Below are 15637 nucleotides of genomic sequence, written 5' to 3'. Positions count from 1 at the left end.
GGGACATGCGCACACGGCCGACGCTGAGCTGGACGCCGACCGGTGCGCCGCTGCCGCGCACGACCAGCCTGGACGAGGTCGTGCGGGTGGTCGCCGCCGGGCGGGTGCTGGTGCTCAGCGGCGCCGGGCTGTCCACCGAGTCCGGCATCCCGGACTACCGGGGCGCGTCCGGCAGCCTGCGCAAGCACACCCCGATGACCTACGACGAGTTCGTCGGCGGCGAGGCGGGCCGGCGCCGGTACTGGGCGCGCAGCCACCTCGGCTGGCGGACCATCGCCCGCGCCGCGCCCAACACCGGCCACCGCGCCGTCGCCGAGCTGCACGCCCGCGGCCACCTCTGCGGCGTCATCACGCAGAACGTCGACGGCCTGCACCAGGCCGCGGGCACACCGGACGTGGTCGACCTGCACGGCAGCCTCGACCGGGTGATCTGCCTGGACTGCGGCGCGGTGAGCGCCCGCGAGGACCTCGACCGCCGGTTCCGCGCCGCCAACCCCGCGTTCGAGGCGACCGCGACCCGCATCAACCCCGACGGTGACGTGGACCTGCCCGAGCACGAGGTGCGGTCGTTCCGGCTGGTCGACTGCGCCGACTGCGGCACCGGGGTGCTCAAGCCGGACGTGGTGTTCTTCGGCGAGAACGTGCCCCGGCCGCGGGTCGAGCGGTGCTACGGGCTGGTGGACGCCGCCGACGCGCTGCTCGTGCTCGGCTCGTCGCTGACCGTCATGTCGGGTCTGCGGTTCGTCCGCCACGCCGCCGCCGCGGGCAAGCCGGTCCTCATCGTCAACCAGGGCGAGACCAGGGGCGACGTCCACGCGACCGTCCGCGTCGACCTGCCCCTCGGCCAGGCGCTCACCACCCTGCTCGCCCGCCTGTGACGCGCGGTCCTGTGGGCACCGTTGGGCGAGAAAGTTCTGTCACCTGACGGGGTGAGCGCTATCCGCCTGTCGTGTGCCGGCGGAACAGCCCGGGTACGCACCGTGCATGACGAGCGAAACCATCGAGGCGCCCGCGCGGACGCCGGTGGCGCCGGGCGGGAGGTTGGGCGCCGCGCGGCGGCACCCCGGCCTGAGCGATCCCGCGTACCTGCGCCGCCGGGACGCGATCGTGGCGGCGGCCGAGGGCCACGAGGTGGGCGCGCCCTCGCCGCCGGTCACCTACACCGAGCGCGAGCACGAGACCTGGCGACAGGTCCACACCGCCCTGACGGCGGTCCAAGAGGACACCGTGTGCCGGAAGGTGCTGCAGGCGCGGGACGCCGCGCCCGTCCCCGCCGACCACGTGCCGCAGCACGCCGAGGTCGGCGACCGCCTGCACGCGCTCACCGGGTTCCGGTTCACCCTCGCCGGCGGGCTCGTACCGGACAAGCGGTTCCTGGGTGCCATGGCGCGCGGGTACTTCCACGCGGTGCAGTACGTGCGGCACCCGGCGATGCCGCTCTACACACCCGAACCCGACGTCGTGCACGACGTGTACGGCCACGGCACGCACCTGTCCTCGCCCTGGTTCGCCGACCTGTACCGGCTGGTCGGCGCGGCGGCGTCCCGAGTGGACAGCGCGGACGCCCTCGACCTGATCAGCCGCGTGTACTGGTTCACCCTGGAGTACGGCGTCGCGCACGAGCGGGGACGGCCGAGGGCGTACGGGGCCGCGCTGCTGTCCTCGTACGGCGAACTGGGCCGGCTGCACCGCGCCGAGATCAGGCCGTGGTCCGTCGAACGCGTCGCGGACACCGCCTACACGGCGGCCGGGTACCAGCCGGTGCTGTACGCGATGCGCTCGCTGGACCACCTCGCCGACGCGCTGCACGACTTCCTGGACGGGTTCGACGACACCACCCGCGACCGCCTGCGCCTGCCCGCGCTGCACGAGCGCGGCGCGGTCACCTGACCCCGTCCTGGCCGCGCCTCAAGCGCAACACGATGTCCGAGCGCGTCCCGTGCTCGCCGTCGGGGCCGGTCAGCTCCCGCTCGACCGACTCGTCCACCTCCACCACCCACTCCGGGCCGAGGCGCAGCGACGCCAGCACGTCGGCGTTGGTCGGGAACACCACGTCCACCGGCGGGTTGTCCCGAAGGAACGTCGGCCAGCCCGCGTGTCCCACCACCAGCAGCACACCACCGCGCGCCACCGCCCCGGCCGCCCGCGCCAGGATGCCCTCCCGCTCACCCTCGCCGGCCACGGACGAGTGCAGGAACTGCGCCGACACCAGGTCGAACGACCCGGTCGGGAACGACCGCGCCAGGTCGTGCCGCTGCCAGTCGACCCGCGCGGCCACACCCCGCTCGACCGCCCGGGCCGCACCCCTGGCCAGGGCGACGGCGGACACGTCGACCGCGGTCACCCGCCAGCCCTGCTCGGCCAACCACAACGCGTCGCCGCCCTCACCGCAGCCCAGGTCCAGCGCCGTGCCCGGCTCCAGGTGCGCGACCTCGCGGACCAGCAGCTCGTTGGGCTTGCCGGTCCAGACCTGGTCCCGGTCGCGGTAGAAGGTCTCCCAGTACTCCTCAGTCGCGTTCATGCCTCGATCCTGCGGGCGGCACCGGTCGTCCGGCAAAGAAAGTTGCCGAACCGGCAACTCGCCCGGATGTCGTTGCGTGATCAGCAAGATCGCTCGATCGGGTAGTCGCCTATCGCTCGAACGTGGCGCGGACCTGCGGGTCCTACGCTGCCCTTCCGATATCGGGACCACACCGACCGCTTCCGCGCGCCGGCTGTCTCCACGGGCCGTCATCTCCAGGGAAGGGTCGCGTGACTGGCTACCTCGAACTCGCCGCCTCCGCGGTGCTGTACGCGCTGGGCGTCGTCGCCCAGTCGATCGCGTCCCGTCGCGCCGGCGAAGGCGGCGGCGGGCTGGGGCTGCTCGCCCGGCTCGCCCGCGACCGGCTGTACCTGCTCGGTTTCGCGGGCCAGGTCGGCGGGTTCGCGCTGGCGTTCCTGGCCCGCGCCCGGCTGCCCCTCTACCTGGTCCAGGCCGGGTCGTCGTGCGCGGTGGGCCTCGCGACCCTGTTCGGCATCGCCGTGCTCGGCTGGCGGGTCCGCGCGATCGAGGTCGTGGTGCTCGTGGTGATGGCGACCGGGCTGGTGCTGCTCGTCGCGGCGGCAACCCCCTCGGCCGCGCACGACGTGCCCCAGGGGCTCGGCATCGTCCTGTTCGGACTCCCCGTGATCGCGCTCGTCCTGGTGCAGCGGCGGATCGGCGGCGTCGTGCCGCTCGCCGCGCTCGCCGGCCTGGCGTTCGCCGTGGTGGCCATCACCAGCCGCACCCTGGCCGACGAACCGCTGCCCACCCTCCCGCTGTACCCGTTGACGTGGCTGATGGTCGCCGCCGCGCTCGTCGGCCAGTCCTACCTCGCGCTGGCCCTGCGCCGCGGCTCGGCCACCTCGACCGTGGCCACCATGGACGCCACCACCGTCGTGCTCACCTCGATCATCGGCATCGCCGCCCTCGGCGACCGGATCACACCCGGCCGCGAGTGGTGGGTGGCGCTGGGCGTCGGGCTCGTCGTGTGCGGCGTGCTGCTGCTCGGCTACGCCGACCGCTTCGCCAGGACCCCGGCGGAGGCGGCCCGGTGAACACCGCCAGCGTCTCCCTCGACCTCGACAACCTCTGGGCCTACCTCAAGACCCACGGCGACCCCGAGTGGGAACGCCGCCCGAGCTTCCTGGGCACCGCCGTGCCGCGCCTGCTCGACGTCTTCGGCGCGCACGACCTCACCACCACCGTGTTCGTCGTCGGCGCGGACGCCGAGCGGGACGACGGCGCGCGGGCCGTCGCCGACATCGTCGCCGCCGGCCACGAGATCGGAAACCACTCCTACGGCCACGAACCCTGGCTGCACCGCTACACCCGCGACCGGCTCGAAGCCGAACTCGCCCGCACCGAGGACGCCCTCGTCGCCGCGGGCGCGCCCCGGCCGACCGGCTTCCGCGGCCCCGGCTACAGCGTCACCCGGGACCTGCTCGAACTGCTCGCCGAACGCGGCTACCGCTACGACGCCAGCACCCTGCCCACCTGGATCGGCCCGCTGGCCCGCGCCTACCACAACCGCACCGCGCCGACCGGCGGCGAACGCGACCTGTTCGGCGGCTTCGCCCGCGTCCGCGCGCCCAACCGCGCCTACCGCTGGCGCGTCGGCGCGGGCCTGGTCGAGCTGCCGGTCACCACCATGCCGCTGCTGCGCGTCCCCATCCACGGCTCGTACCTGCTGCAACTGCACCAGCTCTCGCCGCGGCTGGCCCGCGCCCACTTCACCGCGGCGCTGCGGTTGTGCCGGGCGCGTGGCGTCCAGCCGTCGCTGCTGCTGCACCCCACGGACGTGCTCGGCGCGGCCGAGGCGCCCGGCATGGAGTTCTTCCCCGGCATGGCGGTGCCCGGCGCGCGGAAGGTCGAGTTCCTGGGCTGGGTGCTCGGCGCGCTGCGGGCGCACCACTTCGAGGTCGTCGGCACCGGCGCGCACGTCGACCGGCTGGACGCGGGCCTGCGCGAGCACGACCCGGACCTGCTGGCGCGGTGCGGCGGATGACCTGGCTGGTGCGGGCCCTGACCTGCACGACGGTGTTCGTCGCGCCGCTGGAGGGCTACCTGCTGCAGGTCCACGGCCACCTGGCCAAGGTGCCGCCCGCGCTGCTCGTCGCCACCTGGGCCGTCGTGCGCGTGCGGCAACGCCGGGCCCCCGAGCCGCACCCCGCGCACCTGGTCCTCGCCGCGCTCGCGGTCGTGCTGCTCGCGTCCTGGGCGGTGCACGCGGGCGGCCCGTACGCGACCGGGTACGCCCTGCGCTGGCTGCCGTTCCTGGTGGTCGCCGTGGTGCTGATCGACGTCGTGTCCCGCGAGGTGCCGGTCCGCGCGGTGCTCGCCGCGAGCGTGGCGGGCGCCGTCGTCGCCGCCGTGGGCGCGCTGCTCGGCATGGTCGCCGAAGGGCAGACGCGGGCCGCCGGCCCGTTGGAGGACCCGAACGACCTCGCCTACTTCCTCGTCGCCGCGCTGCCGCTGCTGGTCGCCCTGCGCCACCGCGCCCTGACCGCCGTGGCGGCCGTCGTCCTCGCGGCCGGCGCGGCGGCCACGTTCTCCCGGGGCGGCGCGCTCGCCCTCACCGCCGCCGTGGCGTGGCTGCTGGCCCGCCGCGCGCTGCCGCTGCGGGCGCTGGCGGGCGGAGTGGCCGCGCTGGCCGTGCTCGGCGTCGCCGCCGTGCTGTTCGCCGGCCCGGAGCTGGACCGGGCGGTGCGGGAGAAGACCCACGTCGCCGGGACCAACGTGGACACCCGCGAGCTGCGCTGGCAGGCCGCCGCGCGGATGGTCGCCGACCACCCCGCCCTCGGCGTCGGACCGGGCGGGTTCCGCGAGGGCTACCCGGCCGCCTCCCGCAACGCCGAGATCGACGAGCAGAGCCCGGTGGCGCACAACATGTACCTGGAGGTCGCGGCCGAACTGGGCGTGCCCGGCTTCGCCCTGTTCGTCGCGCTCCTGGCGCTCACCGCCGTCGTCAGCGAACGCGTGCGCCGCACCACCCCCGACCCGATGCCGGTCCTCGCCGTGCAGGCCTCCCTGATCGCCGTCGTGGTCGCCTCGACCTTCCTGTCCCAGCAGTACTACCTGCCGTTGTGGTCGCTGGTCGCGGTCGTGGCCGCGGCCGACCTGCGTCTGAGGAGGACGAGCGACGTTGCGTGTGCTCCACGTGATCAGTGAGATGGGAACCGGCGGCGCCGAAGCGCTCGTCGCCGGGATGGCCCGCTCCGGCGCCCACTACGGCTGGCAGTCGGCCGTGGCCAGCGGCGGCGGGCACCGGGCCGAGGCGTTGCGCGCGTGCGGCGTGCCGACGTTCACCGTGCCGGTGGCCCAGCGCAGGGCGACCGGTGTGCTGCGCGCGACCACGGCCACCAAGGCCGCGATCCGCACCTTCCGGCCGCAGGTCGTGCTGGCGCACAACGTGTCCGCCAGCCTCGTCGCGCGCCTGGCCGCGCTGCCGCGGAAACTGCCGCTGCTGACGGTGTTCCACGGCGTCGCGGACACCGACTACACCGGCGCGGCGCGCATCCTCAAGCACACCTCCCGCACGGTCGTCGCGGTCGCCGACGCCACCGCCGACCGGCTGCGCGCGGCGGGCCTGCCCGACCCGGTGGTGATCCCGAACGCGGTGTTCCCGCAACCCGAACGGGTGGACCGCACCGCGGTCCGCGCGGTGCACGGCGTCGCGCCGGACGCGCCGGTCGCGCTGTGCCCGGCCCGGCTGGAACCCCAGAAGCGGCACGACGTGCTGCTGGAGGCGTGGGCGAAGGTGGACGACGACGCCGTGCTGTGGCTCGCGGGCGACGGCAGCCTCCGCGACGAGCTGCGGCAGCGCGCCGCCGAGCTGGGCATCTCCGACCGGGTCCGGTTCCTGGGCAACCGGTGCGACGTGCCCGACCTGCTCGCCGCCGCCGACGTCACCGTGCTCACCAGCGACTGGGAGGGCATGCCGGTCGCGGTGCTGGAGTCGCTGGCCGCCGGGCGTCCCGTGGTCGCGACCGACGTGGACGGCGTGCGGCAGGCGCTGGCCGGTGGCGGCGGGCTGGTGGTGCCGCGCCGCGACCCGGGCGCGACGGCCGACGCGCTGAGGTCGCTGCTGTTCGACCCCGGAGCGCGTGCCCGACTGGCCGAGGAAGGCCTGGCGTCCGTGCACCGCGAGCACGACCCGCGTCTGCTGATGCGGTCCTACGACGAACTGCTGCGCACCGCGATAGGAGCGTCCTGATGGATCTGAGCGTGTTGCGCGACCTGCGCGTCCCGGACGTCCTGAAGCGCCCCCTGGCGTTCAGCGTCGCGGTCGCGCTGCTGGTCGCGGTCGCCGTGGTGGTGGCCGTCGAAGTGGCGGGCAAGGAGTACGAGAGCCGCGTCGGTCTGCTCGCCGTCCCGGCCGTCGGCGACCCGGAACAGCCACCGCCCGGCGGCTTCGGCGAGGTGGTCGCCCTGTCGCTGCCCGCGCTGGTCGAGGTCGCCCGCACCCCCACGGTGCTGCGGGCGGCGGCCGACGAGCTGGGCACCACCGCCGACGACCTGGCGCGCCGCGTGTCCGTGGAACTCGTGCCCGCGTCCGGCCTGGCGCGGCTGTCGGTCCGGGCCGACACCGCCGACCGGGCCGCGCAGGCCGCGACCCGGATCGCGCAGACCGTGGTGGACGCCGGCCTGTTCGCGCCCGTCGCCCGGCTGCGCCTGCTCGACCGGCCCGAGACCACGCAGGTCGCACCGGACCGCCCGCTGGCCTACGGCCTCGCGCTGATCGCCGGCGTGCTGGCGGGCCTGGCCGCGCACGCCGTCGGACACCTGCGCCGGACCCGGCCGCGCGACCTGGTGCGCGCCGCGCTCACCGCCGGTGGCGTGCGACGACCGGTGGCCGTGCTGCCCGACGACGACCCGGACCTGGCGCGACGGCTGGCGCTGCTGTGCGAGGCGTCGGCACGGCCCGCGCGCGTGGTCGCCGTGGTGCCGGGCCTGGCCGAACGCGCCGAGGAGCTGGCCGCGGAGCTGCCGGACAAGACCGGCGAGCCCGCCGACGGTGACGCGGTGATCGCGGTCGTGCCGGACGGCGGACCGCAGGACGAGCTGGCGACGGTGGTCGGCGCGCTGCCGGCCACGGCGACCCTGGTGGCGGTGGTGACGTGCTGAAGACCGCGGTGGTGAAGGACAAGGCGCGGCTGCTCACCGCGCTGGCGGCGGTGCTCGGCGCGGCGGCGGCGTGGCGCGCGCTGCGCCCGTCGTGGCAGGCGCCGGTCCCCACGTGGGCCAACCTGCCCGAGGAACGCCTCCAGGACTTCCGGGACGCGCTGTACTTCCCGATCCGCGAGTTCCTGGCGGGCGGCAACCCGTACCTGCCGGCGACGATGTTCGAGCACTGGCCGGTGCGGCAGGCCTTCAACCTCTACCAGCCCTACCACCTGGTGCTGCACGCGCCGTTCGCGCTGCCGGGCTACCGGGTCGGCGCGGTGGCGTTCACGCTGGCGTCCCTGGTGCTGCTGGTCGCCCTGGCGGTGCTCGCCGCCGGCCGGTTGCGCCCTCACGTGCCGCTCGCCCTGGGCACCGCGGTGATCGCGACCCTGCTCGTGCTCAGCCAGGTCGGCAAGGCGCAGCTGTACGTCGGCCAGGTGAACCCGCTGATCGCGGTCGGCGCGGCGGGCGCGTTGCTGGCCCGCCGCGACGCGCCGAAGTGGGCGGCGGTCGCGCTGGCCCTGGCGTGGCTCAAGCCGCAGTTCGGCCTGCCGCTCGCGGTGCTGCTTTTCGTGCGCGGGTCGCAGCGGGTGGCGGTGACCGGCACGGCGGTGGCGGCGCTCGCGAGCACGGTCGCGGTGGTGCCGCTGGTGGTGCGCGGCGGCGGGGTGGGTCCGTTCCTGGACGTCATCGCGGTGAACCTGGCGCACGCGGGCGAGACCGCGTACGGGGCGGTGGACTCGATGACGGCGCAGCGGGTCGACGCCGCGGCCGTGTTCTACCGCGTCACGGGCTGGCTGCCGGGAGGCGCGGAACCGCTGGCGCTGGCGGGCGTGCTGGTGGCGAGCGCGGTGCTGGTGCGCCGGCTGGACCGGATGGGCCAGCCCGCCGCCGCGGACCTGCTGACGTGCCTGGCGGTGGTGGCCGCCATCGTGCACCAGCCCGGTGACGTGCTGATCGCCGTGCCGTCGCTGGTGGCGGTGTGCGTGGTGTGGTGGCGGCGCAAGTGCGAGCGCGACTGGCGGCTCGGGCTGTCGGTGGTGCTGCTGCTGGTCCCGTTCGCGCACCTGCACTTCGTCAGCGAGGCCGTCCGGGAGGTGTCGAGCGCACGGGTCGACGTGACGGTCGACGGCGTCGCCGTCGTGGCGGCGTGGGCGTTGGCGGCGGTGTTCGCGGCGACCCGCCGGTGCTCGGCCGTCGGCACGGTCCGGACGTGACCCCTCGGCACGGTCCGGACGTGACACCGGTCGGCCGGCGGGCCGTGCGCGGCTCGCTGTGGCTGTTCCTGGTCAACCTGGTCGGCAAGGGCAGCCAGATGGCCGTCACGCTGGTGCTGGCCGCGTTCCTCACCGAGGAGGGCCTGGGGCTGGTGGCGCTGGCCGTGGCGCTGGTCAACATCGGCCAGGTGATCCAGTCGATGGGCGTCTACGACGTGGTCAGCCGCACCGGGCGCGACCCGCGCCGCATGGCCGGCACGTTGCTCGTGCTCAGCGCGGGCACCGGCGCGGTGCTGGCGGCGGGACTCGTGCTCGCGGCCGACGGCGTCGCGCACGCGCTGGACGCGCCGTCGGCGGCGCCGCTGCTGCGGCTGGCGGCGGTGAGCCTGCCGTTCTCGGCGGTGGCCGGCGTGCAGATGGGGCTGCTGCACCGGGACCTCGACTTCCGGCGTCGGCTGCTGCCCGACGCGGGCGGCGCGGTGCTCGGCGCGGCGGTGACGATCGCGCTCGCGGTGGCCGGCGCCGGACCGCACTCGCTCGTGATCGGCCTGCTGTGCACGGCGGTCGCGCAACCCGTGCTGGGCGTCGTGGTGGGCGTGCGGGTGCGGCCCGCGTGGGACGCGGACGCGGCGGCCGAGGCGGTGCGGTGGATCGCGCTGGTCGGGCCGGGCGCGCTGGTCGCGGTGCTGCTGATCAACCTGGACTACCTGGCCATCGCGCGGGTGCACGGGCCGGAGGCGGTCGGCGTGTACTCGTTGGCGTACCGGATCGCCTGGGTGCCGTACATCCTCGTCGCGGTCGTCATCGGCGGAGTGGTGCTGCCGTTGTGCGCCAAGCTGGTCCGGGACGGGGAACCGCTGTCCGAAGTGGTCGGACGGGCCACCGCGGCGGTCCTCGCGGTGACCGGCGGGCTGTACGCGGTGACGGCGGCGGTGGCCGACCGGGTCGTGGTGTTCGGCGCGCGGTGGTCTGACGCGGCCGTGCCGCTGGCGCTGCTGTGCCTGTACGGCTTGGGGATCGGCCTGCTGCACGTGTGGTACCAGGTGCTCAAGGCCGCCGGGCACGCCCGCCGCTACCTGGCGCTGGAGGTGACCCACCTGGTGCTGCTGGTCGGCGGGCTGCTCCTGGCCACCCGGCACGGCGTGGTGGCGGTCGCGGTGGTCCAGGTCGCCGCGGCGTGGCTGCTCGTGCCGTGCACGTGGTGGGCGTTGGCGCGGCGGGGGATCGGCCCGCCGCTGCCCGCCCTGGCCCGCGGTGGCGTCGGGGTGGTCGCGGCGGCGGGCTGCTGCGCGGCGGTGTCGTCCTCGGTCGGTGACGTGTTCGGGCCACCCGGCTCGGTGGTGGCCGCGCTCGGTGAAGGGGTCGTGTTGGCGGTGGTGTGCGGCGTGGTCGTGCTGGTGGCGAACCGGGAGGTGGTGCGCCGGTGAGGGTGGTGCACGTGAGCCAGCCCGTCACGGGTGGCGTGGCGGCGGTGGTGCTGGAGCTGGTGCGCGCGCAACGGGACCTCGGGTGGTCGGTGGTCGTGGTGTGCCCGCCGGGTCCGCTCGCCGACCGGGTGCGCGCCGTGGGCGTGGACGTGCGGACGTGGCGCGCCGGGCGGCACCCGGGGCTCTCGGTGGCCGGGGAGGCGGTCCGGCTCCGGCGCCTGCTGCGCGACATCGGGGCCGACGTCGTGCACCTGCACAGCTCCAAGGCCGGCATGGTCGGCCGGCTGGTGGTGCGCGGGCGTCGGCCGACGCTGTTCCAGCCGCACATGTGGTCGTTCCAGAGCGCCGGCGGCGTCGTGTCGCGGGCGGCCCGGATCTGGGAACGGGTCGCGGCGCGGTGGACGCACCGGCTCGTGTGCGTGAGCGACGACGAACTGGCCGCCGGGCGTGCCGCCGGGGTGCGCGGGTCGGCGGAGGTCGTGTGCAACGGCGTGGACGTCGAGCGGTTCCACCCCGGCGACCGGGCCGCGGCGCGGGCCCGGCTGGGGCTGCCGGACGTGCCCACGGCGGTGTGCGTGGGTCGGCTCGTGCCCTACAAGGGGCAGGACCAGCTCCTCGCCGCCTGGCCGCTGGTGCGGGCGCAGGTGCCGGACGCGCGGCTGGTGCTGGTCGGCGACGGCCCGATGGCGCAGCGGTGGCGCGCGGCGTGCGACGACGAGTCCGTGCGCTGGTGGGGCGCGGACGACGCGGTCGCCGACTTCTACGCCGCCGCCGACGTGGTCGTGCTGCCGTCCCGCGAGGAGGGCATGGCGCTGGTGCCGCTGGAGGCGATGGCGTGCGGGCGTTCCGTGGTGGCGTTCGACGTCAGCGGCGTGCGGCAGAGCGTCGGCGAGGCGGGCGCGGTGCTGCCCGCCGGTGACGTCGCCGGGTTGGCCGAGGCGGTCGCGGTGCGGCTCGCCGACCCGTCGGCGGCGGACCTGGAGGGCGCGCACGGGCGGCGGCGGGTGGAGCTGCTGTTCGACCGGCGCCAGGTGGCCGACCAGGTCGCGACGCTGGTCGACGAGGTGCTGGTGGGCGCGCGGTGAAGGGGCGGCTGCGGGTCGCGTACGTGCTGACCCAGGACAGCGGCGGGCCGGTGGACGTCACGGTGCGGCTGGCGCGGGCGCTGATCGCGTCCGGTGAGGCGGACGTGCGCGTGTTCGGGCCGGTGCCGCGACGGGGCGCGGACGTGCTGGCCGGGCACCACGAGGTCGTCGAGGTGGGCGACAAGGCGGACGTCCGGGCCGGGCGGCGGGCGCGGGCGCTGGTGCGGGCGTGGCGGCCGGACGTGGTGCACGCGCAGGACCGGCGGGCCGGGCTGGTCAGCGCCGGGCTGCGGTGGCGGCACAAGGTGCTCCAGACCTACCACGGCGTGCCGGACGACGTGGGGGAGGAGTGGTTCCGGGGCGTGCCGCGGGCCGTGCCGCCGTCGGCGTACACGCGGACCGTGCTCGCGGCGGACGCCGTGGTGGCGCGGGCCGTGCACCGCACGGTCGTGCCCGCGCCGGCGATGGGGCGGTTCCTGTCGGCCCGGTTGCGGGTGCCCGCCACCCGGTTGGCGCACATCGACAACTGCGTGGAACCCGCGCACGTGCAGCCGCCCGTCGGGCCCGTGCGGCGGTTGGTGTTCGTGGGGTTGCTGGTGGAGCGCAAGGGGTTGGCGGCGCTGCTGGCGGCGTTGGCGCTGCCGGGCGTGATGCCGGCGGACGCCACGTTGACCGTGGTGGGTGACGGGCCGGAGCGGGCGCGGGCCGAGGCGTTGGCGGGCGCGTTGGGCGGGCGGGTCGAGTTCCTCGGCTTCCGGGCCGACGTGCCAGAGCTGCTGCGGCACCACGACGCGCTCGTGCTGCCGTCCACGATGGAGCAGCAGCCGCTGGTGGTGGCCGAGGCGATGGCGGCGGGCAAGCCCGTGGTGGCGACGGACACCGGCGGGGTCGCCGACATGCTCGGGCCGGTGGGCTCGGCCGGTGCGCTCGCCGAGCCGGGCGACGTCGACCAGTTGGCCGCCCGGTTGCGCGCGCTGTTCGCCGAGCCCGACCCGGCCCGGATCGGGCTGTCGCTCGCCGAACGGGCCCGCGAGCGGTTCGCGCCGCACGTGTGCGCGCGGCGGCACCTCGACCTCTACCGCGACCTCATGGGGTGGGACTCGGCGACGACGTAGTGGTCGTGGTCGGCTCGGTGGTGGCCGTCGTCGTCGTTGTCGTCGGCTCGGTGGTCGTGGTGGTCGGGTCCGTGGTGGTCGTCGTGGTCGTGGTGCCCGGCTGCGTCGTGGTGGTCGTGGTGGTCGTGGTGGTCGCCGGAGTGGTCGCGGTCGGCGTGGGTCCCGCGGGGTTCACGAGGATCACGGCGTCACCGGAGGCCAGCTCGATCGTGGTCGGCGCGGCGGCACCGCCGTCGACGTTGACCAACCCGGGCGGTGGCGTGACCCGCGCGGACTTCCCGGTCGGGTTCACCGCCACGTACCCGCCGGTGAACCGGCGGTCCCACACGCCCGACGGCAGCCGGTTCGCGGTCTCCGTCGCCTCGCCCAGCTCCGCGTCCTGGTACTTCGACCAGTCCGGGTCGCGGTAGTCCCTCGTGGTCGCGCCGGACCAGCAGGTGTGCGGGCTCGCCAGCAGCGCCGCCGTGGCGTACCCGACGCGTTCCTCCCGCGCACCCTTGGTGTGGGTGATCAGCAGCAGCCACGTCTCGCCGAGCGCGGCCTGGGACCGCAGCTCCTTCCACTCGTTGCCCTTGAACGTGAGCAGTTCACCCGTGCCGGTGTCGCGCAGGCCGAAGTTCTCCTCCATCGCGCCGTCGTAGCGCGAGTGCGCCGTCCACCGTCCCGCGGTCAGGTGGGATTCGGACACGTTCGGGATCAGCATCTTCCCGGCCTTGTGCAGCGCGTCACCGGCCGTGGTGAGGAACGTGTCCATGCCCTCGCGGATCACCCGGTCGGACTCGGCCGCGTCCGCCGTGCCCTTGAGCACCGCGGACGAGTAGTACCTCAGGGAGCTGAAGTCGTTGTCGGCGAACACGCCGTCCCAGCCCTGCGCCACGACCTCGGCGGTGACCGCCTCGCTCCACGCCTTCTGGTAGGTCGGGTCCCACACCGTCATCTGCCAGTGCTTCGGGTAGACGACCCACTCGATCCGGTTGTCCTTGGTGTCCACCGCGAACCAGTGCGGGTTCTCCCGGTGCGCCTTGAAGTAGCCGATGCCGGTGGGCAGCAGCGGCGCGTCCGCCTCGCCCTCGACCGCGCCGGGGTAGTTGCGCGCGCTGGAGAAGTCCTTGTAGACCAGCACCTTGATCTTGGGGTTGAGCTGCTTGAGCCGGTGCAGGGCGGCCGTCTCGGTCGCGTTGAGCACCACCAGGCTGTAGTGCTCCGCGGCGAACGCCATGTCCCGGGGCGTGGGCGGCTCGCCGATGCCGTACCACCAGCCGCACGGCGCGAGCGGCTTCGGCACCGGGCCGAGGGGGTCGCCCGGCGGGGTCGGTCGGCCCGCGGCGGCGCCCGCCGTGCACGCCGCGCTCGACAGCAGGAGCGCGGCGGCGCACACCAGCCCGAGCACGCGACGGGGTCGTCGGTTCAGCGATTCCTTCGGCACACCAGTTCACCCACCGTCTGCAACAGGATTTTCACGTCCAGCCACAACGACCAGTTGGCTATGTAGTAGTTGTCGTACCGCGACCTGTCGACAATCGAGGTGTCACCCCGCAGGCCGTGCACCTGCGCCAGTCCGGTCAGCCCCGTGGGAACGCGGTGCCGGGCCCAGTATAGCTCGTGGATCGCGGAGAATTCGCGGACGAAACCCGGTCGTTCCGGGCGCGGCCCGACGATGGACATGTCACCCCGGAGGATGTTCCACAACTGGGGCAGTTCGTCCAGCGAAGTGCGCCGCAGGAATCGCCCGACTGGCCCGACCCGGCGATCCCCGACCACCGACCAGGTGACCTGGGAATCGTCTTCACCGTTCATTCTCACGCTGCGCAGCTTGTAGAGCACGAACGGCTGATCGTCCATGCCGACCCGGACCTGGCGGAAGATCACCGGTCGGCCGCTCTCCAGCAGCACGGCCAGCGCGCACAGCGCGATGACCGGCGCGAGCACGACCAGCGCCACGGCGGCCAGCAGCACGTCCATCGCGCGCTTGACCCACCAGCTCGGCCGGCTGGTCGGCGCGGTGCCCAGCCTCATCAGGGGGTAGCTGCGCAGCCGTTCGATGTCCGGCCCGTCCTGGTAGAGCTCGAACATCCGGGGCACGACCAGGGTGGTGCAGCCGAGCCGGTGGGCGGTGATGGCCGAGTCGACCACCGACGACTCGCGGGCGTGGGAGAACGCCAGCACGACCGTGCCGACCCCCAACCGGGTGATCGCGTCGGCCAGGTCCTCGTCCATCAGCTCGACCGGCAGCGCGGCGCGGTCCACGGCCGGCTCGGGGTCGACGAACCCGACCGGGCGCAGGCCGAACTCCGGGTGCGCCTGCATCGCGCCGACCAGGTCGATCCCCACCTTGCCCGCGCCGACCACGATCGTGCGGTCGCAGCGGTGGAACCGGCGCCGGCACCAGCGGCCGAACGCGAACACGACCAGCCGCGCCGGTTCGCTGAGCGCGGCGAACGCCAGCACCGCCCACTGCGCCGCCGCGCCGCCCGGCGGCCCGCCGCCGACCAGCCCGACCAGCGTGACCAGGGCGAACGCGACGGCCGTCGCGCCGACCGAGCGCGGCAGGTCGTGGAACCAGGACAGCCACAGCCGCCGCCGGTACAGCCGGCACGCGGCGCGCACGCCCAGCAGCGCGGCCACCAGCACCGCCGTCCACCGCGCGCCCGGCGCGTACCGCACCGCCACCGCGGCCACCGCCGTCACGTCCACCGCGACCAGCAGCACCGCCACCGCGTTCACCCGGCTGAGCAGGTCCGCGCCCGACGCCTCGCGCGGCCTCGGGTGCCGCCGTCGCGACGCCAGGGTCGGGGTGGTCGCCGAGCCGACCCCGTTCACCTCGGACCGCCCTTGCCCGGGACCGAACGCGTCCCGTCCACGCCACACCACATCCGGCCGACGTCCTTCCCACCATGAACCCGATTATTTGGTCACCCGTTCGAGACCATCCGAACGGGAAGCTCTGCTCACTCGGTGTGCATCAAACGTAGTTCAGTGGCGCTTATTCACTCTTTCGGTGATCACTATTCCCCTTCCTGGCGGCTTCCGCTTCCGAGTCCGGCGGTAATTCATCCAGACGTGCGACACCGATACCGGCGGGGTGGTCCAATCCCGGCGCGGTCCGGAG

The 15637-nt window shown here is 74.9% G+C and carries 14 protein-coding genes; 11 read left to right on the top strand and 3 right to left on the bottom strand.

Going from position 1 to position 15637, the window contains the following annotated elements; translation table 11 throughout:
* The first annotated feature begins 5 nt into the window (after positions 1-5).
* A complete protein-coding gene (locus tag FHX81_RS06940; protein WP_141976165.1) occupies positions 6-878 on the top strand; it encodes an NAD-dependent protein deacetylase in 873 nt (290 codons plus the stop codon).
* Between the two features lie 106 nt (positions 879-984).
* The gene (locus tag FHX81_RS06935) at positions 985-1890 is read left to right on the top strand and encodes a phenylalanine 4-monooxygenase (protein WP_141976163.1); all 906 of its coding nucleotides are present in this window, start codon (positions 985-987) and stop codon (positions 1888-1890) included.
* Here the strand turns inward: FHX81_RS06935 and FHX81_RS06930 are convergent.
* Positions 1883-2521, bottom strand: a complete 639-nt coding sequence (locus tag FHX81_RS06930; protein WP_141976161.1) for an SAM-dependent methyltransferase — start codon at positions 2519-2521, stop codon at positions 1883-1885. The two genes, FHX81_RS06935 and FHX81_RS06930, sit on opposite strands and share 8 nt — an antisense overlap.
* A gap of 230 nt (positions 2522-2751) precedes the next feature.
* Here FHX81_RS06930 and FHX81_RS06925 point away from each other — a divergent pair, with 230 nt between their 5' ends.
* Genes FHX81_RS06925 through FHX81_RS06885 form a run of 9 tightly spaced genes read left to right on the top strand, consistent with a single transcriptional unit; the run spans position 2752 to position 12528 of the window.
* Positions 2752-3576, top strand: a complete 825-nt coding sequence (locus tag FHX81_RS06925; RefSeq protein WP_141976159.1) for a hypothetical protein — start codon at positions 2752-2754, stop codon at positions 3574-3576.
* Complete coding sequence (locus tag FHX81_RS06920) at positions 3573-4526, top strand: polysaccharide deacetylase family protein (protein WP_141976157.1); 954 nt, start codon at positions 3573-3575, stop codon at positions 4524-4526. The genes FHX81_RS06925 and FHX81_RS06920 overlap by 4 nt, the downstream gene beginning before the upstream one ends.
* Entirely contained in the window at positions 4523-5689 is a 1167-nt protein-coding gene (locus FHX81_RS06915) for an O-antigen ligase family protein (protein ID WP_141976155.1), read from the top strand. Before FHX81_RS06920 ends, FHX81_RS06915 begins: the two co-directional genes overlap by 4 nt.
* 1 nt (position 5690) lies before the next feature.
* Positions 5691-6734 (top strand): glycosyltransferase, encoded by a 1044-nt coding sequence (locus FHX81_RS06910; protein WP_141976153.1) that lies wholly within the window; start codon positions 5691-5693, stop codon positions 6732-6734.
* Positions 6734-7645: a YveK family protein gene (locus FHX81_RS06905; protein WP_246107668.1), complete on the top strand. Its 912-nt coding sequence runs from the start codon at positions 6734-6736 to the stop codon at positions 7643-7645. Before FHX81_RS06910 ends, FHX81_RS06905 begins: the two co-directional genes overlap by 1 nt.
* Positions 7639-8901: a glycosyltransferase family 87 protein gene (locus FHX81_RS06900; protein ID WP_246107667.1), complete on the top strand. Its 1263-nt coding sequence runs from the start codon at positions 7639-7641 to the stop codon at positions 8899-8901. Before FHX81_RS06905 ends, FHX81_RS06900 begins: the two co-directional genes overlap by 7 nt.
* Complete coding sequence (locus tag FHX81_RS06895; protein WP_141976151.1) at positions 8898-10328, top strand: oligosaccharide flippase family protein; 1431 nt, start codon at positions 8898-8900, stop codon at positions 10326-10328. Before FHX81_RS06900 ends, FHX81_RS06895 begins: the two co-directional genes overlap by 4 nt.
* An 11-nt stretch (positions 10329-10339) precedes the next feature.
* The gene (locus tag FHX81_RS06890; RefSeq protein WP_246107666.1) at positions 10340-11413 is read left to right on the top strand and encodes a glycosyltransferase; all 1074 of its coding nucleotides are present in this window, start codon (positions 10340-10342) and stop codon (positions 11411-11413) included.
* On the top strand, positions 11410-12528 hold the full coding sequence (locus FHX81_RS06885; protein ID WP_246107665.1) for a glycosyltransferase family 4 protein: 1119 nt from the start codon (positions 11410-11412) through the stop codon (positions 12526-12528). The genes FHX81_RS06890 and FHX81_RS06885 overlap by 4 nt, the downstream gene beginning before the upstream one ends.
* Here FHX81_RS06885 and FHX81_RS06880 read toward each other — a convergent pair.
* Positions 12500-13918, bottom strand: coding sequence for a putative glycoside hydrolase family 15 protein (locus FHX81_RS06880; RefSeq protein ID WP_246107664.1), 1419 nt, complete (start codon positions 13916-13918; stop codon positions 12500-12502). The genes FHX81_RS06885 and FHX81_RS06880 overlap by 29 nt on opposite strands.
* A 17-nt stretch (positions 13919-13935) precedes the next feature.
* Positions 13936-15348 (bottom strand): sugar transferase, encoded by a 1413-nt coding sequence (locus tag FHX81_RS06875; protein WP_141976147.1) that lies wholly within the window; start codon positions 15346-15348, stop codon positions 13936-13938.
* Between the last annotated feature and the right edge of the window lie 289 nt (positions 15349-15637).

This window comes from Saccharothrix saharensis (assembly GCF_006716745.1).
GTDB classification, from domain to species: domain Bacteria; phylum Actinomycetota; class Actinomycetes; order Mycobacteriales; family Pseudonocardiaceae; genus Actinosynnema; species Actinosynnema saharense.
The sequence above is the reverse complement of the archived record's forward strand: the minus strand, read 5'-3'. Positions and strand labels throughout refer to the sequence as shown.